We start from the raw sequence: 26,283 nt of genomic DNA, 5'->3' as shown, positions 1-26,283 counted from the left end.
GCACGTCAGCTATCACACAGGTGCAGCTTGTAGAGCTTCGCTTCGCCTTCCGAGTCTTCCAACGTCGCCAGGCCGGAGGCGATGAGGTTGTCCAGCCCCTTGTATCCGTTGTCCCTGCCATGCACTTCACGGTGACCAAAATCCAGGATGTAGTCGATGTTCAGCTTCCGGACCGCTGGGCAGGTGGCGGGATCATCTTTCGCAGGAGTAGGGCCGTTCAGGAGTGCTGCAGTCCCTTCTGGAACGGCACTGAGGATGTGCAGTTGGATCAGTTTGCGGTCGGCAAGCGCGTAGGCGAGTGAGCTGCCGTTCCATGGGTTTCCAACCAGGACGGCATCCTTCGGCACTTCGTTCGGCAGCCGGTCAATCAGCTTCAGCTCATCCTGGGAGACCAGAGGCGAATCCGCGGCCAGCCGGTAGGAGCCTGCCATCGCATCCTGCGCCTGGCGCACATTCGCCCGCTGCGTGGCCGCACCCAGGGCCAGCACCATGAGGAGGCCGGCAACGGTCGAGTACGTCGCTACCTGACGAACGCCGGCGCGATCAGTTGCAGCTCCTTCAGGCCTTGCCAACCGCTTCCGCTGCAAAGCCTCCATACCCCTCACGCTGCTCTTGAAGAACAGATCCCAGATGCAAACTGCCCCGCGGGAGGCAAGCGGGATTGTCACCAGTGGCAAGAGCGCAGCAAGCCTCGGCGGGTCGTTGTACCAGATACCGGTCCAGTACATCCTGAACTGGTCGGCGGGAAACGAACTGACAACCACGAACAGGAAACCCACCACAGCGTATGTACCCAGCCACCACAGCTGCCGGCGGGACCTAATTGTCACGTAGATGCCGATAAGGGTCAGCGCCAGGACGGCCCAGCCGACCGGGCGTCCGATCGCCGAACTCGCGATCACCTCGCCGATGGCCTGTCCCGTGGTCTCCACGGGGGGCCAGAATGCCGCCTCGGCTGGAGGACGAACAAGGTTCCACAGAAGGCGGACAACCATTACGGTGCCCACCAGGACGGCGACCAGCGCGGCGAGATTCAGTGCGCCCCTGCGGCCGCGCGACGACGCAAGCGTCCGCGCCACCAGACGGACATAGACGTAGGCGGCGGCCGGCGTCATCATCGCTATCCAGGCCATGGCGGCGCTGGGGTGGGCAAGGGAAAGACCCGGGAGCACAGCGAGCAGGACCAGCACCCCAATGAACCTGGAGCGAATCGGTGCTGGCGACAAACCCAGTACCTCCACCGATATGCCCACGACCAGCGGCAAGAGTGCAACCGCGAGAAAGTTTGGGTAGAGCACCCCAAAGTCGAGGAGCGAGATTGGGAAGGCGCCAAAGGCTGCCGAGAGCACGCCGGCGGAGATGCATATTGCTGGACGGTTCCCCCAAATAGCCTGCGCAAGGTAGATGCAGCCAAGCGGCCAAACCAAAGCGGCCAGCACAATATTGACGACGTTGACGGACGCGGGTATTCCTCCTCCACCGACGCTGACAAGCAGCGAGACAAGGTCGTGCCAGGCAGCAGGATATGACGAGGCGCCCGTCATCGCATTAAGGGTCAAGGACGAGCCGGAACCCGTATCGAGGATGTACCGGATGGCGTTCAGGTGAAAAACATTGTCGAATGTCTGGGAAAAGGACTCCGGTTGCCCAATGGCTTTGATTAGTCGGCGCGAGACGAGCACCGCGGCCAGAATAACCGAGACCGCCGAAACAGCAAGGACACTCCACTGCGGTCTGCCACTGTGTCTGGCCCCAACTTTGTTGCTTTTCCGCGCAACCAAGAATGATGCAGCAAGAGCGAGTCCGGTCATGACAGCCGTTGTGCCCAGCACGGGAAGCAACGACCAGGAGAGCCCCAGGAAGGGAGCTGCAACAGCCGAAATTGCGACTATGGAGACGCTGATTCCCGGGGCCAGGGCGAAGATGCGGAGTCCTTCGAGGCGGGCTGCAACGGCCACGGCGAGCCCCGGAATGAACAGCAGAACCAGTGCGAGGAGAAACTGCGGTACTTGGTCAAACCAGGACAAGAATCCTCCGAAAAGTTACCGGCACGCGGGCCGAAGCGGCACCTCGTACCGCTGATTGTCAAACAAAATCTGCAAGCAGCTGATGACCTGCTGCGAATTGCGCCCGTCAGGCTCTCAGGATCGAGACAGCCTCGTGAATGGGTCCATCAAATTTCACGTTACCGTGCTCCATCAGGATTCCCCGGTCACAGATGCGGGAAACCAGATCCAGGTCGTGGCTCACCACAACGAGTGTCTTTCCCTCGTGCGCCAGTTCCTGGATCTTGTCGATGCACTTACGCTGGAAAGGCTCGTCACCGACCGCGAGGATCTCATCGATCAGGAAGACTTCCGGGTCTGTATGCACTGCGACCGAAAAAGCCAGGCGAAGGTACATCCCGGAAGAGTAGAACTTAACCTCGGTGTCGATGAACTGGCCGATTTCGGAAAATTCGACAATATCGTCGAATCTCTCGTTGATCTGCTGTTCCGTCATTCCCAGAATGGCACCGTTGAGGAACACGTTGTCCCGCCCGGAGAGGTCGGGGTGGAACCCGGCGCCTACTTCGATGAGTCCCGCAACCCGGCCCCTCGTCTTTACCGTCCCCGTGTCTGGAAGCATGACGCCCGAAATATGCTTGAGCAGAGTGGACTTGCCTGAACCGTTCAGGCCCAGGAGCGCCACCGTTTCCCCCGCTTCGATGTCAACAGAAACGTTTTTGAGGGCGTGGAACTTCTCGGACAAATCCCCCTTGCGGCCCTTCAAAAGCCAAACGACGGCTTCCTTGATGGACCGGGTATGGCGCAGGACAAACTGCTTGCTGATATCGGAAACTTCGATTGCCTTAACCACTTAGAGCTCCTGCGCGAAACGGCCCTCAAGGCGCCGGAAGGTGAATTGGCCCAGCAGGAGGATGGCAAGGGCCACGCCGAGCCCAACGAAGAGCCAGAGACTGAAGAGATTCGGCGGCATGGCGACCGATCCGTCCGTTGTGGGGAACCAAAAGGCGTAGTGGAACAGTTCCACTCCAATCGTGATCGGGTTTGCCTGGTAGACGGCGAACCACCCTGGGCCAAGCTTCTCCTGGACCATGGACCACGCATACATCACAGGGGAAGCCCAAGTGGCAATCATCAGGAGCATGTCCACCAGGTTCTCGGAGTCGCGGAAGTAGACGTTGGCCGCCCCGAACAGCAGACCGAGTCCCGTTGCGAGCAGAGCAACGATAACGAAACCCGCAACCGCAGCCAGCAATTGAACGAGGTTGGGATGCCAGCCGGCCAGGACACACCCTATGACCAGCACCACCAGCTGCGGGAAGAAGTGCACGGCCGACACCCAGACGGAAGCAACGGGAAAGAGCTCGCGCGGAAGATAGATCTTCTTGATGAGGTTTCCGTTATTGACTATCGACCGTGCGGCGTTGCCCAGGGCCTCGGTGAAGAAGTTAATCAGGACGATGCCAGAGAACAGGTAGACCGCATAGTTGGAAAGCCCTTCCGGGTTCCGCGCACTCCGTTCAAGGCCGAGGAAAACCCCCAGGGCCACGTAGAAGACAATGAACTGCACTCCCGGCTTCACGTATGACCAGAGGAGTCCCAGCACAGATCCCCGGTAACGCACCTTGAGTTCCTTGCGGACCAGCAGCTTCAGCAGGAAGCCGGACTGCCTGATGTCCCGCAGGCCACCGCCCAGTCCGGGAGTAGTTAGCTCACCGGACGCAATTGCGCTCACTTGATCTCGTTCTGGGTGTGTTGCTCGAACGTCTTCCTCCAAGACTCCATGGAGGTCAGCTCCGAAACGGCGGCTTTGTACTTCTTACTGAGGGCAGGCCACTCCTTCAGCAGTGCAGAGTGGAGCTTGGCACTTTCGGCCAGCATCTTCCTCAGCTGCTTGGGATCACGCCGGTACCAGGAAGCTCCTGTGCCTTCGGCGTTGGACACAACAGCGCTGTCATACTGCGCCATCCGCCACCACCGGTTGTCCTGGTGCGCAACTGTGGTCTGCGGCCGTTCGGCGTTGGTGCCCTTGACCGGGCTCGCGAGTTGCCGAACGACAGTCTTGGCCGCCCATGGCAAGAGAGTCAGCTTCCGTGGCTGTGACGGTCCGTGGCCCCGGCGTGGAGGTTTGTCCATTTTGGGTGCGGGGAAGTCATCAGGATCGGGCCGGAAGACCGCGTCAGAGTGTGCAGACATCATGCTGCGGATCTGCGGCAGCTTGGCGGACAGCAGCCCTGGCAAGGCATCCGGGCCCTTCAGCACATCTTCCAATGCCCACTGCCGGCCCTGCGCTGTGGCGTACTGCATCGATACGAGGTGCTTAACGTCGGCGTACTGCGACTCCTTGATGACCCTGCCGCCGAACTCGTAGGGGCTGTGCAGGAGCGCGGCCACTACCCGGTTGCGGGCGTGGAAGTAGGCCTGCCAGCCGACAAGGTCGTCCTTGTCGATCCACGAAACATGCCAAACGGCTGAACCAGGCAGGGACACCGTCGGGTAGCCGGCGGCCTTGGCCCGCAACCCGTATTCGGAATCGTCCCATTTGATGAACAGCGGGAGTGACAGCCCGATTTCACGGATTACCTGGGTGGGGATGAGGCACATCCACCAGCCGTTGTAATCGACGTCGCACCGCCGGTGCAGCCAGGGGGTCTGGCGAAGGTTGGACGACAGGAAGTCGTGGCCCAGGATCATGTCCTCGCTGGGGAGCGACGGCTGGAACCGGTAAGGATTGACCACCTCGCCGAAGGTATGCAGCACGGTGCGGTTGTACAGGTCGAACATATGGCCGCCGACGAGGGTCGGCGTCTTGCACCGGTCCGCGAAAGTCAGCAGGCGAATGATGCTCTCCGGTTCGACAACCACGTCATCGTCCATCAGCAGGGCGTAGTCGCTGCCGTTCTCTACAGCTTCAAACATGCCGCGGGCGAACCCGCCTGAGCCACCCAGGTTGGACTGGTTGATGATGCGCAGCTTGCCGTTCAGGGACCGCTTAACCTCATCGAAGCCCGCTGCGTCGGCAAGCTTCTGCGTCCCTTGGTCCACAATCAGGATTTCCTGCACGTGGGCAAGTGCTTCTTCGCTTTCGGCAAGGAGGCGCAGGTTGTTCAGGCAGAAGTCCGTCTTGTTCAGGGTGGTGATTTGGAGCGTAACTGACCCCGGCGTCGTTTCGACCGCCGCTCCCTGCCACTCGGCGTCGAGCATAATCAACGGCTCTGTACCCGCAAGCAGGTCAAACCAGTACCATCCGCCATCACCGAAAGGCGCGAGCGAAAGCTCAAAGGTGCTTTCCGCCGTGCCTTCAACTCTCCGGGTGTCCACCCGCTGCAGGGACCCGCGCGCATTCGACTTGTAGACGATGACGGAGCCGGCCCCTTGGGTCCGGACCTGCAACCGGACCTTGTCCACCGTGGTCCACCGCCGCCAGTAACTGGCCGGGAAGGCGTTGAAGTAGGAACCGAAGGACACCCGCTCGCCTGAGCGGACAGACGTTGAGTGGCGTGAAAGGAAGTCTTCCACGTGCGCTTCCTTGGTGGGGCTGCTGATGGTCCGGGCCTTGTTCGCCTTCCCGTCCCGGTCCCCGGCAGTAGGCAGTTGGATACCGGTAGCGGTGCCCATATCCATGTACAGGGGCACCGTATCCATCTGGCTCGCGCTGGGCAGGATCACGCGCTGAAGCGTCTGCCACGCCTGCTGGGTTTTGGCCGTATCAGTCTTCACGGACTTCTTCGTCTTGTTGTCGGTAGGCACGCTCATGCGTCAACTCCCCCGCTTTCAAGCTGTACGCCGCTTTCGAAGTGCGGCCTGATCTTGTTATCGAACATGCTCAGCGCGGACCCGATGGCCATGTGCATGTCCAGGTACTTGTAGGTGCCCAGCCGGCCGCCGAACAGGACGTCCTTCTCGGCCGCTGCCAGGTCGCGGTACTTGAGCAGGCGCTCCCTGTCCGCGGAGGTGTTGACCGGGTAGTAGGGCTCGTCGCCCTTTTCGGCGAAGCGGGAGAACTCGCGCATGATGACCGTTTTTTCGGTCTGGTAGTCGCGCTCCGGGTGGAAGTGCCGGGGCTCGATGATGCGGGTGTAAGGAACGTCGGCGTCGTTGTAGTTCACGACGGACGTGCCCTGGAAGTCGCCCATCTCCAGGACTTCTTCCTCGAAGTCGATGGTGCGCCAGGACAGGTCTCCCTCCGCGTAGTCGAAGTACCGGTCCACCGGCCCTGTGTATACGACCGGGATATTGCCGACTACCTTGTTTTTGCTGTACTCGTGGGACTCGTCGAAGAAGTCCGTGTTGAGCCGCACCTCGATGTTGGGGTGCTCCGCCATCTTTTCGATCCATGCGGTGTAGCCGTTGGTCGGCAGGCCCTCGTACTTGTCGTTGAAGTACCGGTTGTCGTAGTTGTAGCGCACGGGCAACCGGGAGATGATGCCCGCCGGCAGGTCCTTGGGGTCGGTCTGCCACTGCTTGCCCGTGTAGTGCTTAATGAATGCTTCGTAGAGCGGGCGCCCGATGAGCTGGATACCCTTGTCGTTCAGGTTTTGCGGGTCCGTTCCTGCCAGTTCGCCGGCCTGCTCCTGGATCAGGTCCCTGGCCTTGCCGGGGGTGAGGTTGGCCCGGAAGAACTGGTTGATGGTGGCCAGGTTAATGGGCAGCGAATAAACCTCCCCCTTGTGGACGCCGTAGACCTTGTGGACGTAGTCCGTGAAGGTGGTGAACCTGTTGACGTACTCCCACACCCGCTCGTTGGAGGTGTGGAAAAGGTGGGCGCCGTACCGGTGGATTTCAATCCCGGTCTGCTCTTCCTTTTCGCTGTACGCGTTTCCGCCGATGTGGTGGCGACGGTCGATGACGACGACCTTCAGGCCGAGCTCAGTGGCGGCCTGTTCTGCGATTGTCAGGCCAAAAAAGCCGGACCCTACGATGACGAGGTCAGCGGTCACAAAATCTCCTGGTTCGAATGCGGGCAGCGCAATCGTGCGCATTGTCTGCTGCTCTAGCCTACCCGAGGGACCGCACGGGCCGTCGAATCAGCCCATCGCTGTGAGCCGGTACACAGGCCGCATCAGGCAGGCGCAACCACTCTTTTATCCACATAGAGCGTGAACTGCCTGCCCGGTACTGACGGCCGTGACTAGCGTGTGGGTAAATACGCGAAGGATCCCAACCATGACATTCAACTGCACGCTGGTTGGCGGCCCGGGATCACCGAAGGTCGAGCCACCTGTGGAATTATCCATCGATGCGCCGCTTGGCACGTCCGGCTCCGTGATTCACCAGCAGTTGGTACGGAAGTTCGGCGCAGGCGCTGTCAGCGTGGACGGGGAAGATTTGTGTTCCCTGGTGCTCGGTATTCCTCCGCTGGTGGAGGCGGCGATCTTTGTCGATGGCGGCACCGCGCCTCTAAGGCGGCGGCCGAAACGTCGGCCGGTCGAGGGTCCTGCGGCTCCGCTGGCCCTCATGATTGACAGTGGCCCGGCAGCGGGAACGGTTGTCCGGCTCCAACGTGGCAGCTACAGCATTGGCCGCAGCGGCACGCGGATTGTCATTCCGGATCCGGAGCTTTCCCGCGAACACGCCCGGGTGATCGTTACGGAGACGGACATTATGTTGGTTGACCTGGACAGTGCCAACGGGTCTTACGTCAACGGGGAGCGGATCCGCAGCGCGGTCATCTCCACGGACTCCAACATCAGGTGCGGGCAGTCGAACTTGTCCCTCGTTTTTGCCGAACTGCCTGTACGGGTCCTGGCAGATGCAGGAAAGTCGGTGGCTGACCCCATCGTGGTGGCCGGCCGGGTCGAGGCCGGAAACCGTCCTGCGCTCCTCCTGGCCGCGGTTCTGCCGCTGGTAATCGGGGTGCTGCTGGCCATGCTCACAGGCATGTGGATGTTCCTCGTCTTTTCCCTGGGCTCCGCGTTCCCGGTCCTGGTTACTGCGCTCAGCGGGAGGCGTCAAAAGCAGAAATTGTCCGCTGCGGTGCACGCGGCTGCCGAGGAAGACAGAAAACGCCGACGGCGGTGCGCCCCTCCCCTGTCTCTCGTGGCGTTGGCAGCGGAAACAGGTAAGGAGACGGCCCGTGATTGTTCGGGTGCCGATGGCATCTGGCTGCGGGTGGGCCAGGCGGAACAGGCGCCGAACGTACGGGTAGAACCGGCTGGCGCAGCCCATGTGATTCCACCGTCCGAAATGGCCCCTGTCCTGCTGGACCCGGACCGCCCGCTCACCACGGTGGGCGGACCGCGGTTTGCAACCGACGGCCTTATCCGCTCCCTTCTCATGCAACTGGCGGGGTACCCGCGCGGGCGTACCACGCACGTCGTCGTCCACGGGACGCCGGGAACCCTGCCACTCGCTGCCCGGTACCTTTGCAGGGTGACGCTCACGGCAACAGTCGATGCCGGACTTAGTGTCCTAAACGGCGTCCATCCCGGGGGCTGCGAGCGCGGAGTGCTGTTGATTCGGGGTGAACCCTCCACCGCCGAAGCTGAAAAGGGCGTCCGCGAAGCCGCACTACGGTGTGGGTGGCAGGTCCTTCACTTTCTTCCGGACGAAGGGGAATGGCCTCCGCCCGATGTCCTCCTGGCCGAACGACGCTCAGTCGCGCTGTTGGATCTCCGCGAGACCGTCTTCGTTCCCGATTTGGTGCCGGAAGATGTGTTCACTCGTTTTTGCCGGCGCCGGGCAGGCCAACTCCCGGAGGGCAAGGGACCGGGCTCAGGTGTTCCGGCTGTCTGCAGCCTCGGCCAGGTCCTGCCCCTTACTCCGGAGGCCACGGCTGACCGATGGGGCGTCAGTGCGGAGGATGATGGACTGGCGGCACCACTGGGACTGAGCTCAGCCGGAACCAAGTTCATCGATCTTCATGCTGACGGCCCCCACCTTCTGGTGGCAGGCACCACCGGCTCGGGAAAATCCGAACTCCTCCGGAGCCTCACGCTTGCCCTCGCCCTGAGCCATCCGCCGGAGCGGGTCAACTTCTTTTTCGTCGATTTCAAGGGCGGTTCAGGACTTGGCCCGCTGGCGGGCCTGGTGCACTGCGTCGGATTGCAGACAGACCTTTCCAACGGCGAAATGGATCGAACGCTGACCTCACTCCGCGCCGAAGTGCGGCTTCGGGAGAGTTGCCTTTCGGCCGCGCGCGTCCCGGACATCTCCGCCTACCGCTCCACACCTGCCGCCAGGGACTTCGTCCTCCCTCATCTGGTCATCGTCATCGACGAGTTCAGGATGCTGGTTGACGATGCACCCGAAGTACTTCGGGAGCTGCTGCGGATCGCAGCTATCGGCCGATCGCTGGGTATCCACCTGGTGATGGCAACGCAGAGGCCGCAGGGTGCCTTGACGGCAGACATCCGCGCCAACGTCACCTCCAGTATTGCCCTTCGAGTGCAGTCAGAAATGGAGTCGGTGGATATCGTCAACTCCAAGGACGCCGCGGCCATCAGTGTCGACTCGCCAGGCCGCGCCTTTTTGGCCCGCGGGGCCCAGACGGCAGAGGAGTTCCAGGGAGCCTCCCTGGCCTCACCTTCCGGAGTGGGACGTCCCGCTGCCGTTGACGTCCACCGGACAACCGACTACCTCGCCGCCCAAGGCATCGACGTCGGCCACGGGGCAGCCACTGTCTCAACCCCCGCGCAAGCGGTGGAGCCGCTGACAGCCATGGTGCGGAACCTGTGCGCTGCCCAGGAAAAGGAACTGCCACGCAGGCCTGTGGCTCCTCCCCTTCCGGAGCAACTGGAAGAACCCACTCCGGCTAACCCCACCTGCGACCCATGCCAGGCAGAGCCAATGCGCCCGGTCGGCGGGGTACGGCTGGGCTTGATGGATGTACCCGAAAAACAAAGGGTAGAGGCCTTGGTGTGGGACCTTGCCCACCACGGCCACGCAGCATTCATCGGCAGTCCGGCCTCCGGTGCCGCAGAGGGACTCCAACTGGCTGTCTCCAAACTGATGCTCGGCCCTGCTGAAACCCACTTCTACCTGTTGGATGGCTTAGGAGGCTTCCTGCCGCTGGCCCGGGCAGGCAGGACGGGCGCCTATGCCGGACTGCACGAGCTTCGGCGGGGCGTACGCATCCTGGAGCGGCTTGTCCGGGAACTTGGGCAGCGGTTGGCCAGCCAAGCCACCGGCCGGATACCTCTCGTCCTCGCCATCTCCGGCTGGGGATCCTGGGTCTCGGCCTTCCGCTCGGGACCGTTGGCCTGGGCTGAGGACTTGGTCAACGACCTCGTCCGTGACGGCGCCAGGGTGGGCATCACCCTGCTGCTCTCCGGCGAGCGCGAGCTGGTGACGGCCCGATTCTTCGGTGCCCTCCCCAACCGCTTCTACTTTCCATCCGGTTCCACGGAGGAAAGCCGGGCCATGTGGCCGCGGCTGCCTTCCGTCCCGGCTATCGAGGGGCGGGCGGCAGCCTTTGGCCCTGTCTCCGGCGGCGGGCCCGCACTTTGCCAGTTCTACCGGCCCTCTGCCCCAGACAGTATCGGTAACCCCGGTTATCCACGCGCCGGTTCGCCTCCATTCCGCGTGGAACCCCTTCCGGCGACAATCACGGTCCGGCAAATTGCAGCGATGGCAGGGCAAACGGGAGCCGGTCATGTCCCCGAACCGTCGTTACCAGGCCGGGCATTGGTTGAAGAAGGGCCCTTTTCCCGGCGGCCTGGAACAGTACTGCCCTCGAAAGCGGGACGACGCCAACGCGAAATCCTTCTGGGCGTGTCCGGGGACGAGCTTGCCCCAGTGACATTTCGGTTGCCCGGCGCTGGCGTCATCGGAATCCTTGGCGGGCCCGGAAGCGGCAAGACCAATACCTTGCACGCACTGCAGGAACTAAACCCGGAGCAGTCCTGGTGCACCTGTCCCGGACCTTCCGAGGCGGCCGGAAATGCCTGGGGTGAGCTGCTGGTGCAGGCTGAGGCAGGGAAGCTTCCCCTCGAGTCAATTCTCCTTGTCGATGATGTGGATCTGCTCGCCCCGCCCGCGGTAAGGGACCTGGGCCAGCTGAATGCACTTGGCTACGCTGCCGTCGTCACCGCCGCTTTCAGCCCGGCGCTCCTCCAGCGCGTTCCGTTGATCATGAACGCCAGGGCATCGGGCCTGGGGCTGCTGCTCTGTCCCCGTTCAGCAGCTGACGGCGACCTGTTCGGGGGCCGGTTCGAAACCGAGGCCAGCCCGCCGCCCGGCCGCGGCGTGTTGATCTCCGGCGGCCGATCCTGCCCCCTTCAGGTGGCTTGGGCGGGAAAATGAGAGCTGGCTGCACCGTCGCCTAAGCCTTTCCGTTACGGACTGGAAGACACAGGCACGGGTCAGAGGGTCGGCGGCGCGGCCCCTGTGCGCGAGGCATGGTTTATCACCCTGTTGGAAAACAGCAGAACGATAGCGATGACCGCCGGAACCACCATTGCGAGGCCCACGAGGACCAGGCCGCTGGTCATTGCCGGCACCCCGATGGTTAGAACGAACAGTTGGGCCACCAGCGCAGCCGCTCTGGTCCACCGGAGGCCCCGGTAGAGAAAGACGGCCACGGCATAAAGCCATGCGGAAAAGGCAAGCAGGAGGCCCATGGTGAAGACTGCGCCCCAGAAGGACAGGACGGGACTCCCGGACAGCAATTCGAAGGCATACCATCCGGCTGCCACCAGGAGGGCGGAGGCCTCGGCAGCTGCCACGAGCGCTACCACCTTGGCCCCGGCAGGCACCGTGGTCGGCCGGGCCGTTGGGCGGTCAGCGCCACTACCGGAGTCATCGGGAGAAGATGGGGTACCTGCTGGGTTCACCGGGGGTCTTGACACACTGGCACCCTACCGGACATAGTCGGACACTGGTGAGGGCGCCGGCCGTCACTGTGATGCATCGCTCAGGTTTCGTGGGATTTCGGGCGTTATTACCCCTTGTTTACACAGCGTTAACATGACAGGCTTGATGCAGATGACCAAGGGGGCCCAAAGGGCCCTTTTCCTTTGTAGCCACTAGTGAATAATTTCACAAAGGCAATTCCCAGAAATGGAGCAACTGATCAGCATGGATTGGCGTAATCGCGCAGCGTGCCTCGACAAGGACCCGGAACTGTTCTTCCCCGTCGGGAATACCGGACCGGCCCTCCTGCAGATCGAGGAAGCCAAGAGCGTCTGCCGGCGGTGCCCCGTCGTGGACACGTGCCTGCAGTGGGCCCTGGAGTCCGGCCAGGATGCCGGTGTGTGGGGCGGCATGAGCGAAGACGAGCGCCGCGCCCTGAAACGTCGCGCTGCCCGTGCACGCCGCGCCTCCTAGTTAGAGTCCGCAACGGCAGGGCAGGAGCACAGGTCGACTAAAACAGAGGCCCTGGGACAATCCAGATGGATTGTCCCAGGGCCTCTGTTTGTTCTCGTTGCCAGCGTTGGCCTTCCTGCCTTCCTGCGGGCGCACGCCCGGAGGAAGGCAGTCTGGAAGGCTGCGCCTTACTTGCCCGCCAGGCTCAGCCGGATCTTGACTTCGGTGCCGCCGCCCTCGCGCCGCTGCCACGTGATGGTGCCGCCCAGTTCGCTGGTGACCAGGGTCCGCACGATCTGCAGGCCCAGTCCCTCGACGTGCGGGGTTTCGGGAAGTCCCACGCCGTCGTCGGCAATAGTGACCGTCAACTCCTCGCCGTCCTCACCTTCGGACCGGTCGGCAATAAGCCATACTGTTCCCGCCCTGCCCTCAAGCCCATGTTCAACGGCATTGGTCACCAGTTCGTTGATGACCAGGGCAAGCGGGGTTGCGAGATCACTGGGGAGTTCACCAAATGTGCCCGCCCGCTCGGTCCTGACCTGCTGGGAGGGGGACGCCACCTCCGCGGACAACCGGAACTGGCGCCCGATCAGCTCGTCAAAATCCACACTCTGGGTGAGGCCCTGCGACAAAGTCTCGTGAACCAGTGCAATAGTGGCAACACGTCGCATCGCCTGTTCCAGGCCCTGCTTTGCCTCGTCGCTCACCATGCGGCGGGACTGCATCCGCAGGAGTGCAGCCACGGTCTGGAGATTGTTCTTGACCCGGTGGTGTATCTCCCGGATAGTGGCGTCCTTCGTCACCAGTTCCATCTCACGCCGGCGCAGTTCGGAGACGTCGCGGCAGAGCACCAGCGCGCCAAACCGCTGCTGCTCGTCGCGCAGCGGAATGGCCCGGAGGGACAGGCTTACCCCGCGGGACTCGATTTCGCTGCGCCAGGGCATGCGCCCCGTCACCACCAGCGGCAGGGTCTCATCGACCATCCGACGGTCTTTCAGCAGGCCGGCCGTAACCTCAGCCAGCGAACGGCCCTCCAGGGACTCGCCGTCACCCAGCCGACGGAAGGCCGACACGCCGTTGGGGCTTGCATACTGCACCACGCCATCGGCGTCCAGCCTGATCAGGCCGTCCCCCACGCGGGGAGCGCCCCGGCGGGATCCGGTGGGCGAGGCGAAATCGGGCCACAGCCCCAGGGTGCCCATCCGCAGGAGGTCGTAAGCGCACTGACGGTAGGTCAGTTCCAGCCGGGACGGCATCCGGGAGCTGGACAGATCCATGTGCGTGGTGACCACCGCGAGGGTGCGGCCGTTGCGGACCATGGGAACGGCCTCCACCCGCAGGGCCATCTCGCTGTTCCAGTTCGTCTCGCTGGAACGCTCGATGGTCCTGCTGTTCCACGCTTTGTCCACAAGTTGTTGCAGATCGGACCTGATGCCTTCGCCCACAAAGTCACTGTGGAACGCGGTGTGGGTGGTAGAGGGGCGCACGTGTGCCAGGGCAATGTAGCCAAGCTCCGGGTGGGGGAACCACAGCGCGAGGTCGGCGAACGCCAGGTCCGCCACCATCTGCCAGTCCCCCACCAGGAGGTGCAGCCATTCGGCATCGCCCGGCCCGAAATCAGCGTGTTCCCTGATGGGGTCCGTAAAGATTGCCACTGCACCTCCATTTTCGACGCCGGCTTGCTAGCGTCGGACGATTGACCTCAAGAGCCTCAATGCTACCGACAGTGAGGCCATGTCGTCGGTCTCCAGGGCGTTCACCTCATCGAACATGCTCTTGGCCCTGCCCAGCTGCTCGGCATTCTGGGCCTCCCAGTCCTTGAGCCGCGCGTCGGGTGACTCGGCGGCGGACGTGGCGTCCAGCACCGCCGTCGTCATGTCCGACACTGTCGAGTAGAGGTCGTCTCGCAACGCCGCACGGGCCAGCGCCTGCCACCGGTCCTGCCGGGGCAGGCTGCTGATCCGTTCCAGCAGCGAGTCCGCGTGGAAACGGTTAAACACCGTGTAATAAACGGCCGCAATCTCCTCGACGGGGTCCTTCCGGGAGCGGCCGATTTTGGCGATATCCAGCAGGACGAAGCTTTCGAACAGCTCGGCCCAGCGCAGGGCCAGGTCTTCGGGCAGCTGCCACTCGCGGCCCTTGGCCAGCCACGCCGCCACCCGCTCGCGGTCATCACCGCGCAGATAGTCGAGCAGCCGGGCCCGCATCGGATCCATCAGCGGCTTGAATTCGGACACCACCTCGGCGATGGGGCGCGAAACACTTTCCTGGCTGAGCAGCCAGCGGACTGCCCGGTCCAGGAGCCGGCGGATGTCCAAGTGGACCGCGCTCCAGTGCTCGGTGGGGAACGAAGCAGGCAGGCTGTTCAGTTCCGACACCATGGCGTCGAGTTCGTACACCTCGCGCAGCGCTACGAAAGCCTTGGCAACCGCCACTTCGCTGGCCGACGTTTCCTCCATGACCCGGAAGGCGAAGGTGATACCGCCCAGGTTGATCATGTCGTTCGCCACCACGGTGGCGATAATTTCGCGGCGCAGCGGATGGGTGTCCAGCTCCGCGTCAAAGCGTTCCCGCAACTGGTGTGGGAAGTAGGAACGCAACGTCCCACGGAACCACGGATCGTCCGCGAGTTCACTGTCGCGCAGGGCCGATGCCAGTTCGATCTTGGCATAAGCGGCCAGCACCGACAGCTCCGGGGAAGTCAGCCCCTGCCCCTGCTGCAGCCGCTCCCGAAGAGCTTCAGTGCTGGGCAGCGCTTCCAGGTCCCGGTTCAGATCTGCGGTCTTCTCCAGCCAGTCCATGAGCCGTTCGTAGCTGGGGCTCCACTCCGCCACCCTGGTGCGGTCATTCAGGAGCAGGATGTTCTGGTCGATGTTGTCTTCCAGGACCAGACGGCCCACCTCGTCTGTCATCGACGCGAGGAAGTCTGCGCGATCATCGGCAGGCAGCTTGCCGGCGGCAACCATCCGGTCCACGAAGATCTTGATGTTGACCTCGTGGTCGGAGCAGTCCACGCCAGCGGAGTTGTCAATGGCGTCCGTGTTGAGGATGACACCCTGCAGGGCTGCTTCAATGCGGCCGCGCTGTGTCATGCCCAGGTTTCCGCCCTCGCCGACCACCTTGACACGCAGGTCCCGGCCGTTGACGCGGATCGCGTCGTTGGCTTTATCACCCACAGAGGCGTTGGACTCTGAGCTTGCCTTGACGTAGGTCCCGATTCCGCCGTTGTACAGCAGGTCGGCAGGTGCCAGCAGAATGGCGCGCAGGAGTTCCGGCGGGCTGAGTTCGGTGGTGTCGGCCGGCAGCCCCAGCGCGGTGCGTACCTGCGCGGACACCGGAATCGACTTGGCTTGACGGGCAAAGACCCCGCCGCCTTCGCTGATCAACGACTTGTTGTAGTCGTCCCACGAGGACCTGGGCAGCTCGAACAGCCGTTGCCGCTCCGCGAACGAGGATTCCTCATCCGGATTGGGATCCAGGAAGATGTGCCGGTGATCGAAGGCGGCAAGCAGGCGGATGTGCCGGGACAGGAGCATTCCGTTTCCGAACACGTCCCCGGACATGTCCCCCACGCCCACCACGGTGAACGGTTCGGTCTGTGTATCCAGGTCCAGCTCGCTGAAGTGCCGCTTCACCGATTCCCAGGCGCCGCGGGCCGTGATGCCCATCGCCTTGTGGTCGTAGCCCACGGATCCGCCGGAGGCGAAGGCGTCGCCCAGCCAGAAACCATACTCGGCGGACAATCCGTTGGCGATATCGGAGAAAGTAGCCGTGCCCTTGTCCGCCGCGACCACAAGGTAGGAGTCGTCGTCGTCATGCCTGACAACGTTCGACGGCGGCACGAGCCGCTGGCCGTCACCTTCGGTCACCAGGTTGTCAGTAAGGTCCAGCAGCCCCCTGATAAAGGTCTTGTAGCTTTCGACGCCTTCCGCCATCCAGGCGGCACGGTCCGCGGACGGGTCCGGGAGCTGCTTGGCGAAGAAGCCACCCTTTGCCCCCGTAGGCACGATCACGGCGTTCTTGACTGTCTGTGCCTTGACCAGGCCCAGGATTTCGGTCCGGAAATCCTCCCGCCGGTCGGACCAGCGGAGCCCGCCGCGCGCCACCTTGCCGAACCGAAGATGCACACCCTCAACCCGGGGAGCGTACACCCAGATTTCAAACATTGGCCGCGGGAACGGCAACCCTTCGATCTGCGCCGGATCCAGCTTGAAGCTGAGGTGGGGCTTGTCCTGGTAGAAGTTGGTGCGGAGGGTCGACTCGATCAGGTTGACGAAAGTCCGCAGCACCCGATCGGCGTCGAGCGTTGCCACCTTCTCGATGGCCGCTGCCAGTTCCTGCCGCACGGACGCCTGGGCCTCGGCCCGGCTGTCTTCCCCGAGTGCGGGGTCAAAGCGGGCGGCGAAGAGCGCGGTCAGGCCCCTGGTCACGTCCGGATTGGCAAGGAGGGTGTCCGCCATGAAGCCGAAGGAACTGCTGTTGCCCATTTGGCGCATGTAACGGGCATATGCCCGCAGCATGGTGATCTGCCGCCAGTGCAGCCCTTCCCGGAGTACCAGCCGGTCAAAGCTGTCCGATTCCGCGGCGCCGGTGACGGCCGCACCAAAGGACTCGGCCAGCAGCCCGCCCGTGGACATCGGGTCCACTGCCGCCGGATATTTCAGCCCCAGGTCGTACAGGAAGAAGTCCCGGTGGTCCGCCGTTTCGATTTCGAACGGCCGCTCATCCAGGACCTCCAGTCCAAGGTTGTGGAAGTACGGCAGGATCTGGCTCAGGCTCTTGGGCTCCAGCATGTAGAGCTTCACCCGGGCATCTTCCTCAAGCGTGGCTCCGGCGCCTTCGGGAAGGTACACGTGCACGCCGGGCCGGTCCTGCTGCGCGCCGGTGCTCCGCTCGGCCGCAGCACCGTACTTCTCGAAGCGAGCAATGTCCTCAAGCGCGTCCTCTACTTCGTAGTCCACCCGGTAGCTGGCCGGAAACGCCTCGGCCCAAATGGCGGCAAGTTCCTTGGCCTCGGCCGGATCCCGGCCCTCGCGGAGGACTTCCGCGATGCCTTCGCTCCATGACCGGGCGGCCCGGACCAGCCGCTTTTCCAGCTCATCGCTGTTCACGTGGCTAACGTCGGCGTCCTTGGGCAGGCGGATGCGGAAGAAAAGCCGCGCAAGGGCAGATTCCGTCATGCGGGCTTCGTAGTCGATCGAGACTGCCTGGAACGTTTCCCGCAGTTCCTGCTCGATGCGGAGCCTGACGTTGGTGGTGTAGCGGTCACGGGGCAGGTAGACAACAGCGGACATGAAACGGCCATAGATGTCCGGCCTCAGGAACAGGCGGGTGCGCCGCCGTTCCTGCAGCTTCTGGATTCCCAGCGCGGTGGCGGCAAGGTCGGGGACTTCGATCTGGAACAGCTCGTCGCGGGGGTAGGTTTCCAGGATTCCCAGCAGGTCCTTCCCGGAGTGCGAGTCCGGCGGGAAGCCTGCATTCTGCAGCACGGCGTCCACCTTTTCCCGGACAATGGGAATGTCGCGGACGGAACCGGCATAGGCGCTGGTGGCGAAAAGTCCAATGAAGCGCCGCTCCCCGTTGACGTTCCCCGCAGCGTCAAAGCTTTTGATGCCGATGTAGTCCAGGTAGGCGGAGCGGTGAACGGTGGAACGCGAATTGGCTTTGGTGATGACGAGCGCACGTTTTTCCCGTGCCTTTTTGCGGCCGGTGTCGGTCAGGTGCTGGATGTGCGGGGAGTCTGCGGCCGCGCGCAGCAGCCCGAGCCCGCTGTCCTCGCGCAATTCGAGGACGTCTTCCCCGTCCACGTTGAGGAGGTCGTATTCACGGTAGCCGAGGAACGTGAAGTTCCCGTCGTCCAGCCACCGCAGCAGGTCCTTCGCCTGCCGGAGTTCGGCGATCTGCGCTGAGTTTGCCACGCGGTCCAGGCTCTCGGCGATTTCCAGCGCCTTCTGGCGCATCCTGGGCCAGTCCTCCACGGCGGCCCGGACATCGTTCAGCACGCGGGTCAGGCCCTCAAGCAACGATGTCTTCGTTTCGTCCGGGACGCGCTGGATTTCGACGGCGATCCACGACTCCATGTGGGAGGCGTTCTCCCCCTGCGCGATCAGGTGGGAAAGGTTGGGCATCGCAGCGGTGTCCCCGCTGGATATCCCGAGGTGCGCCGGCACCCTGTTGACCTTGACCAGCTCACCGCTCTCCCGGTTGCGGGTGGCCACGAAAAGCGGGTGGACGACAAGCTTGATGGCGGCGTGCTGCCGGACAAGTTCGGCGTTTACCGAATCGACCAGGAATGGCATGTCGTCAGTGACGACGAAGATGACGCTGCTGTCTTCTTCGTCGACAATCGAGATCCTGGCCTGACCTGGCTGCCTTACGGAAGCTGCACGGCGGTGCTCTTCAGCCCGGGCTTCCAGCACGTCGCGCGGGTAGCTGCGCGCATCCTCCTCAGCCAGGTGCTGGTAGTAGTCCCCCATGAAACCCTCAAGGCCTTCAATAGAGAGGGGCTGGTCCTCCACACTGGATCCAGACGACATCGACAACGCCTCCATCAGAGATATTCGCCGCACCTTTGCAGCTCTTATGGCGAGCCTAGTCCTTCGCCCTTCGCCATGGTGTGGAAGAAATTACAGAGGATCTGCGCTTTCGCTGGTCTGGTGCACAAACGAGTTCGCGGATTGCCCGGCGCAGGTCCGAATCCGGGGCAGCCTCCAGCAGCAGGGATCCTGACAGGAGGGCGGCGTCGGCGGCACGGCGATCATGGGGCAGGAATGCCGTCAGTTCCGAGGCCGGCGCGTACCTGTCCCAAGCATCGCGCAATTGGCGCTCCGGATCCCTCCCGACGGAGGAGGAACGCACTTTATTCATCAGGACGGTGGGTGACGCCTGCGGAACTGCGTCTCCAAGCTCGGCAAGCGCACGCACCATCCGGGGTACGCCCACGGGATCAGCGGCGCCGATGGCATAGACGGTGTCAGCCAGCTCCAGCGGGCGCAGTGTGGCCGCGTTGCGGCGCGGCGCCATGGTATCGAAACTCAGTTCCTCGTCGGCTTCCAGGCAGAAGCCGGTATCGACCACTACCACATCGGCGATTTCCCGGGCCCGCTCAAGAACCAGCGCCAGGGCCGTGGCACGGATTTCTGTCCATCGATCCGCCCGGGTGATGCCCGTCAGCACCCGGAACTGCCCTGATGCCGTAGCGACGGTGGCGGCGACCTTTCGGAGTGCATCCGCATCCAGCTGCCCGTGATCGGCGAGCCTGCATGCCTGGGCCAGCCCGGCCGATTCGTCCAGGAGACCGAGTACTGCGGCCACGCTGGCGCCGTATGTGTCGGCGTCGACCAGGAGGACGTCCTGGCCGTCGGCCGCCATCTCGCCCGCGATGTTCACTGCCACCGTGGTCCTTCCGGGAGATCCCGCTGGCCCCCAGACGACGACGAGCCTTCCGGTTCCGCGCCCTTCCGCCTCCTGCTCCGGCCCCACAGGAACGGTTGCCAGCGCAGCTCCGGTATCAGCGGCCGTGCTGAGGCTGACCGGACGGACCGCGCCCGTAAGCTGCGCGACGGCGTCGGCAATCTTGTCGGAAAGCTCCGCCGACTCAACCCGCGTCAACGCCGAGGCGACGCCAATTTTGCGGAGCCTCGCAGCCTCCTCCGCGTTGTCGGTCAGCGCGATGATCGCGACGCCAACTGCCCCAAGGCGGTCGACCAGGGAAGCCGTTAACCCTTCAGACCCATCGGCGATCACGGCCGCCCGGGCCAGTCCGCTCTGGCAGGCCGACAGCAGTTCGGGAAGTTCCGCGCACCGGCGTACCACCGTGACCGGACCGTGCAGTCTTTCGAGACCCCCAACCAGGTCCTCACGGCTTTGGCCGACGGTGACGACGGGAATGTTCATCGGGCGCCGCCCGGGTTCCAGACGACGGATATCTTTGCCTCATTTGCCTGGGCGCCCAGCAAGGCAGGCATCTGCTTGTCCTCGACCAGGACCATGAGCACGGTGGTTTTCGACGACCCAAGCGCGGTGGACCCGTTGGCGACCTCTGCAATTTCCGCTCCGGGAAGGATGAGCTTGGGCTCGGTGAAACCGTTTTTCGCGTCGGGCTGGGCCACCCAGACGTCTACGCGGGCACCGGCGACTGCCTGCGAGGGCAAAGTCTGCTCGACATTGAGGGCAACGGGCTTTCGGTTCAGCTGGTCCACCGCACCAAGGCTCGCCCGGGGAACAAGCTGGTCCTTTCCAATCCTCTGCATGGCGACGACATCCTGGGGCAGGCCGGCCTCCACTGTGATGTAGTGCTGTTCCGTGTCGCCCAGCCGGACCTTGGCGCGCACCACATTCTCCGGCGTCAGGCGCTCGCCAACAGCAATGCCCTCCCGCGCGGCGTAAACCTCGGTGGTTCGGTCTGCGCTGCCCACCAGGAAGATGACCCCCGCGATGGATGCCAGGACCAGGAGGATGCCCACCAGCAGCCGCGGGTCCTTCCACGAAGGGCGCTTCAGCCGTGGCGCAGTGGTGCTTGAATCAGGAACCATACCGTTCTCCCCCTAGGTACACCGGACCTGCCCGCTCTGGCCGGACTTCTCATTGTTACCGCAAGGCCACGCGAACAAAAGTCAATTATCCAAATACCGCCAAACTGTGGATAACAGGCACATAAGATGCCAGTTGATGGCAAAATGGATGCATGCCAAGGTTCCTCACGCTTGCAGATGTCGCAGAGCAACTCCAGATCAACTCCCCTGCCGCATACGCCTTGGTCCGCAGCGGCGAATTGAAGGCCATCCAGGTCGGCGGCCGCGGGCAATGGCGGGTGGAAGAGAAGATGCTGGAGCAATACATCGAGGAACGCTACGCCGAGGCCAGCCGCATGATTCAGGAGTCACGCTCCAAGTCCGTTTGACGCCTCACCCCCTTCACAGGTCCACGGCCGGAGTCAGCCGGCCTTGGGCGACCTGATCATGGCCAGGACAGTGAAGGGGATTGCTGACACTTCACGGACACTCCGGCTCCTCCGCACCTCTCCGGGAGTGACCGAGGCCAGGTCTATATAGTCCCTGCCGACCCGGTCGATAACGCCGGCCAGCCGCAGTGCGCCGCCTCCCCCTGAAATGGTCACGGACAGTTCCGCACGGTCGCGGGCAAGGCCACGGAGGGCGTGGGCAAGCCCAATTGAGCGGCGGACCGGTGAGTTTTCCGGCAACGCGTGCCTACCGAGCCCGACGTACCGCGCCGCAGCAGCATAGGGGATGAGCACTTGGTGCTGATCTTCGTCGAGGACCAGTGCGTCCGCTCCGGCATGCCTGAGTTCCCCGCGCGCTGATTCTCCACAAAGCAGGTAAACGCCGATGCGGCACCCGACGGCCGCACGCAACCGGTGCTCGAGCGGAACGCTGACCATCTCAGCCCGGGTCCGCTCGTTGATCTCGCTGTCAAGCGCCAGTCGGTCGGCCTCCGCGAACTGGCTTTCCATGTCGTTGAAGAGAGCATCCCAGCGCATCCCGACAGAGTAGGGTGCCCTGCCCGGTCAGTCAACGGCTTCGCCTTTTCCTCTCCAACGTATGGACAAATGCCAATGGTTCACAGCAAACTTGGTCAAGTGGCATCAAACAGCATCAAACCGCATTAAAGGAGTAGTAATGGCACGTTCCAAAGAGGCGGGGTGGTCCAATGCCGTCATGGCTCTGGCCCTTCTGGCGTTGGGCATTCTGCTTTGCTTCCTGGGGGTTGGCCTGCTTGGACAGTGGCAGACCTCGGCGGCCCGCAACCAGGAAGCACCCGTCGGCGTTCTTTTAGGGGCGGCCGCGGCGGCGGCCGGCTTGGGCCTTCTGCTGTGGTGGGCCTTCTCGATCCTGGCCGCAGGTGCGTCGGTTTTGCTGGAACACCTCGGACGACGGCGTGCGGCGGCTGCCGCGCGCAGGCTGTCTCCCGCCTTTATGCGGCGGGCGGTGGTTGCCGCCCTGTCGCTGCAACTTGTGGCAGGAGCCGCGGCGAATGCCGCGCCGGCCACACCTGGGCCTGAGTGGACGCCGACCCAGGCATACGCAGCGTCAGTTCCATCGGACCCTGCGGCCCTGGGCACTGCTGAGGGGCGAGGCAGGACCCTTGGCGCTGGCGGTACGCAGGTCCCAACGCCAACGGTTGTTGCGGACGACGCGCCAGGAGCGCTTGAAGACCCTGCGACGGCGCGCAGTTCACGCAGTGAACCTCCTGACGCCACACTCGACCCCGGCTGGCAGCCAGCTCCCCCGATGGTGGAACCCGGTTTGCTGGTGGGACCGCAAACGAGAAGTACCTCCGGTCCAGACTCGGGTGGCGAGGGAACCGCAGTAACCGTAATCGCCGGCGACACGCTATGGGACATCGTGGCCACCTATCTGGGACCGGAGGCATCCGACGTGGACGTAGCCCTTGAATGGCCGCGGTGGTATGCAACAAACCGCGCCCTAATCGGCGGAAGTCCTGACGTCCTGCTTCCCGGCCAAATACTGCAGGCGCCTGCGGCGCCGTAACCAGGGCCACTCGGCCCGGGTGCCTTTCGCCAATTCCGGCCGGCGGCCTTACCGGCAGGCCTGCCACACTCCATCAAACGATTTGAACCAGGAGAACACAATGACTGCAGCGACATCTGTCGGGACCGTCCAGGGGATTGACGCCACCAGGGGAATCGGGGGGAGGGGCATGGTGCAAAGGCGCCCTGCGCCGGCACCGGGGGCCCAGCCTCCCGGGGTGAAGCCAGCTCTGCAGCCGGTCAATGAGGCGGCGGAAGTCAGGGCGATCACGAGGGGGACGATCCAGGCCGCCATGGAAGTCCTGGCCGGAATCCGACCCGTCCACCAGTTGGCGCGGCGCCTTGATCCCCGGTGCCTGGCGTCCCTGCAGCACCGGGCGGCACTGATCAGGCGCGAAATAACGAGGACTGGAAACCCTGCGCTGGCCCGGCTGCACCGGAACTCGACGGTCCGCTCGGTGCGGTTATGTGAGGTGGCCGACGGAATCTATGAGGCCAGCGCCGTGGTGGTGGATGATGTACGCGCCTGTGCCGTTGCTGTCCGGCTTGAGCGCAGCAAACAGGTATGGCGGATAGTTGAACTCGTCATCGGCTGATTCTTTTGGGGACGGGCATTGGCGGAGAACAACAGCGAGGCGGCAGCAAGCAGGGCAGGGACGCTTCCGTCCCTGCCCTGCTTGCTGCCGCCAATGCTTCCGGCGGGGTTGCCGGTGTTGCTAACGCTTTTTCTTCTTCGCCGGCCGTTTCGCGGCATCCTGGGCTGCTGCCTTGGCAGGGTTTCCGGAACGTCCGCCCCCGGACCGGGTTTCCACCCGGGTCTGCGTTCCACCGCTCTCAGAGGGAGCGGTGTACTGCAGTTGGGCAGGCTTCTCCGGAGCTTCCAGGCCGGCAGCGCGAACCTGGGGGTCCATGTGCTCGGTGTGGCCCCCCGCAGCGTCCTGCACAACCACATCCTGGGCAGGGGTCACTTCCACCTCAAGGTTGAAGAGGAAGCCAACACTCTCCTCCCGGATGGCTTCCATCATGCTTTGGAACATCGCGAAACCTTCGCGCTGGTACTCCACCAGCGGATCGCGTTGTGCCATGGCCCGCAGGCCGATGCCCTCCTTGAGGTAGTCCATCTCGTAGAGGTGTTCCTGCCATTTCCGGCCGATGACAGAGAGCACCACGCGGCGCTCAAGCTCGCGCATGCTTTCGGAACCAATGACCTCTTCCCGGGCTTGGTACACCAGGCGGGCGTCGGAAAGGATTTCCTCCTTCAGCATCTCCACGGTGACCCTGGACTTGCCGCCGGCCTCTTCGATGATGTCTTCGGCGGTAACGCTGACAGGGTAGAGCGTCTTGAGGTTTGTCCACAGCTGGTGGAAGTCCCAGTCGTCGCCGTTTCCTTCTGCGGTTGCGGCGTCGATGAGGGCCGTGATGGTGTCCTCGATGAAGAACTGCACCTTTTCGTGCAGGTCGTCGCCCTCAAGGATGCGCCGGCGGTCGCTGTAGATGGCCTCACGCTGGCGGTTGAGGACGTCGTCGTACTTCAACACATTCTTGCGCTGCTCGGCGTTGCGGCCTTCCACCTGTCCCTGGGCGGAAGCGATGGCCCGCGAGACGAGTTTGGATTCCAGCGCCACGTCGTCCGGGACGGAGCTGTTCATCAACCGCTCTGCGGCCCCGGAATTGAAGAGCCGCATCAGGTCATCGGTCAGCGAAAGGTAGAAGCGCGATTCGCCGGGGTCGCCCTGTCGGCCGGACCGGCCGCGGAGCTGGTTGTCGATGCGGCGTGACTCGTGGCGTTCGGTGCCAAGGACATACAGTCCCCCGAGGTTCAGGACTTCCTCGTGTTCATCCTTCACGGACTGCTTGGCTTCTTCGAGGGCAGCGGGCCAGGCGGCCTCGTACTCTTCCGAGTTCTCCTCCGGGTCCAGCCCCCGCTTGGCGAGCTCGGCGACGGCAGTGAATTCGGCGTTGCCGCCGAGCATGATGTCGGTACCACGGCCGGCCATGTTGGTGGCCACGGTGACGGCGCCCTTCCGCCCTGCCTGCGCGACGATGGCAGCTTCGCGTGCATGGTTCTTGGCGTTCAGGACCTCGTGCCGGATGCCCTCCTTGGCCAGGAGCTTGGACAGGTACTCGCTCTTTTCCACGCTGGTGGTGCCAACCAGGACGGGCTGGCCTTTTTCGTGCCGTTCGGCGATATCGCGAACCACGGCGTCGAACTTGACAACTTCGTTCTTGAACACCAGGTCCGACTGGTCGATCCGCTGCATGTCGCGGTTGGTTGGAATGGCCACAACACCCAGCTTATAGGTGCTCATGAACTCAGCTGCCTCAGTTTCAGCGGTACCCGTCATGCCCGAAAGCTTGCTGTACATGCGGAAGTAGTTCTGCAGCGTCACGGTGGCCAGCGTCTGGTTCTCGGCCTTGATCTCGACGCCTTCCTTGGCCTCGATCGCCTGGTGCATGCCTTCGTTGTAGCGGCGTCCGGCCAGGATGCGGCCGGTGTGCTCGTCAACAATGAGGACTTCGCCATCCAGGATGACGTAGTCCTTGTCCCGCTTGAACAGTTCCTTGGCCTTGATGGCGTTGTTCAGGAATCCGATCAGCGGGGTGTTCGCGGATTCGTAAAGGTTGGTGATGCCGAGGTAGTCCTCGACCTTTTCGATCCCGCTCTCCAGGACGCCGACGGTGCGCTTCTTCTCGTCGACTTCGTAGTCCTTCTCGGGCTGCAGCCGGAGCACGACTTTTGCGAATTCGCTGTACCAGCGGTTGGTGTCGCCCTGGGCCGGGCCGGAGATGATCAGCGGCGTCCGTGCCTCGTCGATCAGGATGGAGTCGACTTCGTCGACGATGGCAAAGTTGTGCCCGCGCTGGACGAGTTCATTCCGGTCCCAGGCCATGTTGTCGCGCAGGTAGTCGAAGCCAAACTCGTTATTGGTTCCATAGGTGATGTCTGCCGCGTACTGCTGGCGGCGTACGGCCGGATCCTGGTTGGCGAGGATAACGCCGCTGGTCAAACCAAGGAAACGGTACACGCGGCCCATGAGCTCGGACTGGTATTCAGCGAGGTAGTCGTTAACGGTGATCACGTGCACGCCCTTGCCGGTGAGGGCGTTCAGGTAGGCGGGAGCGGTCGCCACCAGGGTCTTGCCTTCACCGGTCTTCATTTCAGCGATATTGCCCAGGTGCAGGGCGGCGCCGCCCATCAGCTGGACGTCGAAGTGGCGCATCCCCAGGGTGCGTGAGGAGGCTTCCCGCACGGCGGCAAATGCCTCCGGAAGCAGGTCGTCGAGTTTCTCACCGTCCCGGTGGCGTTCGCGGAGACGATCGGTCTCCTCACGCAGCTCGGCGTCGGTAAAGGTCTTGAATGAGTCTTCGAGGGCGTTGATGGAATCGGCATAGTTCCGCAGCTGCCGGAGTGTTTTCTTGTCACCCGTGCGGAGAATTTTTTCGATAAGTGATGCCACGTGAAGATGCTCCCAGTCTGATGCCGCCGAATTCTGGCGTGTTCAGTCTACGGGAGAGACACGC

At 63.4% G+C, this 26,283-nt stretch carries 17 protein-coding genes; 5 read left to right on the top strand and 12 right to left on the bottom strand.

What is annotated here, in order from left to right; translation table 11 throughout:
• Positions 1–5: 5 nt before the first annotated feature.
• The 5 genes from ACETK3_RS01070 to glf form a co-directional block, all read right to left on the bottom strand.
• A complete protein-coding gene (locus ACETK3_RS01070; RefSeq protein ID WP_373992380.1) occupies positions 6–2,027 on the bottom strand; it encodes a DUF6541 family protein in 2,022 nt (673 codons plus the stop codon).
• A gap of 106 nt (positions 2,028–2,133) precedes the next feature.
• Complete coding sequence (locus ACETK3_RS01065) at positions 2,134–2,859, bottom strand: ABC transporter ATP-binding protein (protein ID WP_236798894.1); 726 nt, start codon at positions 2,857–2,859, stop codon at positions 2,134–2,136.
• Positions 2,860–3,741 carry an ABC transporter permease gene (locus ACETK3_RS01060; RefSeq protein ID WP_236798895.1) on the bottom strand — a complete coding sequence of 294 codons (882 nt, stop codon included), beginning with the start codon at positions 3,739–3,741 and terminating at the stop codon, positions 2,860–2,862.
• Positions 3,738–5,762: a glycosyltransferase gene (locus ACETK3_RS01055; protein WP_236798896.1), complete on the bottom strand. Its 2,025-nt coding sequence runs from the start codon at positions 5,760–5,762 to the stop codon at positions 3,738–3,740. Before ACETK3_RS01055 ends, ACETK3_RS01060 begins: the two co-directional genes overlap by 4 nt.
• Positions 5,759–6,946 carry a UDP-galactopyranose mutase gene (glf, locus tag ACETK3_RS01050; RefSeq protein WP_237428515.1) on the bottom strand — a complete coding sequence of 396 codons (1,188 nt, stop codon included), beginning with the start codon at positions 6,944–6,946 and terminating at the stop codon, positions 5,759–5,761. Before glf ends, ACETK3_RS01055 begins: the two co-directional genes overlap by 4 nt.
• A gap of 226 nt (positions 6,947–7,172) precedes the next feature.
• On the opposite strand from glf, the gene ACETK3_RS01045 reads away from it, so the two are divergent.
• A complete protein-coding gene (locus tag ACETK3_RS01045; protein WP_237428516.1) occupies positions 7,173–11,249 on the top strand; it encodes an FtsK/SpoIIIE domain-containing protein in 4,077 nt (1,358 codons plus the stop codon).
• Between the two features lie 59 nt (positions 11,250–11,308).
• Here the strand turns inward: ACETK3_RS01045 and ACETK3_RS01040 are convergent, their stop codons facing one another.
• Entirely contained in the window at positions 11,309–11,701 is a 393-nt protein-coding gene (locus tag ACETK3_RS01040) for a hypothetical protein (RefSeq protein ID WP_236822042.1), read from the bottom strand.
• A 322-nt stretch (positions 11,702–12,023) separates the two neighbouring features.
• Here ACETK3_RS01040 and ACETK3_RS01035 point away from each other — a divergent pair, with 322 nt between their 5' ends.
• On the top strand, positions 12,024–12,272 hold the full coding sequence (locus tag ACETK3_RS01035; protein WP_003804966.1) for a WhiB family transcriptional regulator: 249 nt from the start codon (positions 12,024–12,026) through the stop codon (positions 12,270–12,272).
• Positions 12,273–12,439: 167 nt separating this feature from the next.
• Here the strand turns inward: ACETK3_RS01035 and ACETK3_RS01030 are convergent, their stop codons facing one another.
• From ACETK3_RS01030 to ACETK3_RS01015, 4 genes are read right to left on the bottom strand one after another with little or no spacing between them, the layout of a single operon-like run.
• Positions 12,440–13,906 (bottom strand): sensor histidine kinase, encoded by a 1,467-nt coding sequence (locus ACETK3_RS01030; protein ID WP_237428517.1) that lies wholly within the window; start codon positions 13,904–13,906, stop codon positions 12,440–12,442.
• Between the two features lie 27 nt (positions 13,907–13,933).
• Entirely contained in the window at positions 13,934–18,787 is a 4,854-nt protein-coding gene (locus ACETK3_RS01025; RefSeq protein ID WP_237428518.1) for an NAD-glutamate dehydrogenase, read from the bottom strand.
• A gap of 55 nt (positions 18,788–18,842) precedes the next feature.
• Complete coding sequence (locus ACETK3_RS01020; RefSeq protein WP_237428519.1) at positions 18,843–20,147, bottom strand: P-loop NTPase; 1,305 nt, start codon at positions 20,145–20,147, stop codon at positions 18,843–18,845.
• Positions 20,144–20,785: a hypothetical protein gene (locus ACETK3_RS01015; RefSeq protein WP_236820069.1), complete on the bottom strand. Its 642-nt coding sequence runs from the start codon at positions 20,783–20,785 to the stop codon at positions 20,144–20,146. The genes ACETK3_RS01020 and ACETK3_RS01015 overlap by 4 nt, the downstream gene beginning before the upstream one ends.
• A 152-nt stretch (positions 20,786–20,937) precedes the next feature.
• Here ACETK3_RS01015 and ACETK3_RS01010 point away from each other — a divergent pair, with 152 nt between their 5' ends.
• Positions 20,938–21,153: a helix-turn-helix domain-containing protein gene (locus ACETK3_RS01010; protein WP_018768505.1), complete on the top strand. Its 216-nt coding sequence runs from the start codon at positions 20,938–20,940 to the stop codon at positions 21,151–21,153.
• Positions 21,154–21,186: 33 nt separating this feature from the next.
• Here the strand turns inward: ACETK3_RS01010 and ACETK3_RS01005 are convergent, their stop codons facing one another.
• A complete protein-coding gene (locus ACETK3_RS01005; protein WP_236820071.1) occupies positions 21,187–21,750 on the bottom strand; it encodes a hypothetical protein in 564 nt (187 codons plus the stop codon).
• A gap of 139 nt (positions 21,751–21,889) precedes the next feature.
• Between ACETK3_RS01005 and ACETK3_RS01000 the strand changes: the two genes are divergently transcribed.
• Positions 21,890–22,762, top strand: a complete 873-nt coding sequence (locus tag ACETK3_RS01000; protein ID WP_237428520.1) for a LysM peptidoglycan-binding domain-containing protein — start codon at positions 21,890–21,892, stop codon at positions 22,760–22,762.
• Positions 22,763–22,979: 217 nt separating this feature from the next.
• Complete coding sequence (locus ACETK3_RS00995) at positions 22,980–23,357, top strand: Rv3235 family protein (RefSeq protein WP_373992379.1); 378 nt, start codon at positions 22,980–22,982, stop codon at positions 23,355–23,357.
• A 120-nt stretch (positions 23,358–23,477) separates the two neighbouring features.
• On the opposite strand, the gene secA is transcribed toward ACETK3_RS00995, so the two are convergent.
• Positions 23,478–26,219, bottom strand: a complete 2,742-nt coding sequence (gene secA, locus ACETK3_RS00990) for a preprotein translocase subunit SecA (RefSeq protein ID WP_236798915.1) — start codon at positions 26,217–26,219, stop codon at positions 23,478–23,480.
• Positions 26,220–26,283: the final 64 nt, after the last annotated feature.

The organism is Arthrobacter sp. E44, assembly GCF_041877125.1.
Classification (GTDB): Bacteria; Actinomycetota; Actinomycetes; order Actinomycetales; family Micrococcaceae; genus Arthrobacter.
Note: the sequence above shows the minus strand (reverse complement) of the source record. Positions and strands in the feature narration are given on the sequence as shown.

Excerpts from the sequence above, each read along its gene's own strand:
- ACETK3_RS01055 (WP_236798896.1), bottom strand. The coding sequence starts at position 5,762 with ATGAGCGTGCCTACCGACAACAAGACGAAGAAGTCCGTGAAGACTGAT.
- ACETK3_RS01045 (WP_237428516.1), top strand. The coding sequence starts at position 7,173 with ATGACATTCAACTGCACGCTGGTTGGCGGCCCGGGATCACCGAAGGTC.
- ACETK3_RS01035 (WP_003804966.1), top strand. The coding sequence starts at position 12,024 with ATGGATTGGCGTAATCGCGCAGCGTGCCTCGACAAGGACCCGGAACTG.
- ACETK3_RS01025 (WP_237428518.1), bottom strand. The coding sequence starts at position 18,787 with ATGTCGTCTGGATCCAGTGTGGAGGACCAGCCCCTCTCTATTGAAGGC.
- ACETK3_RS01020 (WP_237428519.1), bottom strand. The coding sequence starts at position 20,147 with ATGAACATTCCCGTCGTCACCGTCGGCCAAAGCCGTGAGGACCTGGTT.
- ACETK3_RS01015 (WP_236820069.1), bottom strand. The coding sequence starts at position 20,785 with ATGGTTCCTGATTCAAGCACCACTGCGCCACGGCTGAAGCGCCCTTCG.
- ACETK3_RS01010 (WP_018768505.1), top strand. The coding sequence starts at position 20,938 with ATGCCAAGGTTCCTCACGCTTGCAGATGTCGCAGAGCAACTCCAGATC.
- ACETK3_RS01005 (WP_236820071.1), bottom strand. The coding sequence starts at position 21,750 with ATGCGCTGGGATGCTCTCTTCAACGACATGGAAAGCCAGTTCGCGGAG.
- ACETK3_RS01000 (WP_237428520.1), top strand. The coding sequence starts at position 21,890 with ATGGCACGTTCCAAAGAGGCGGGGTGGTCCAATGCCGTCATGGCTCTG.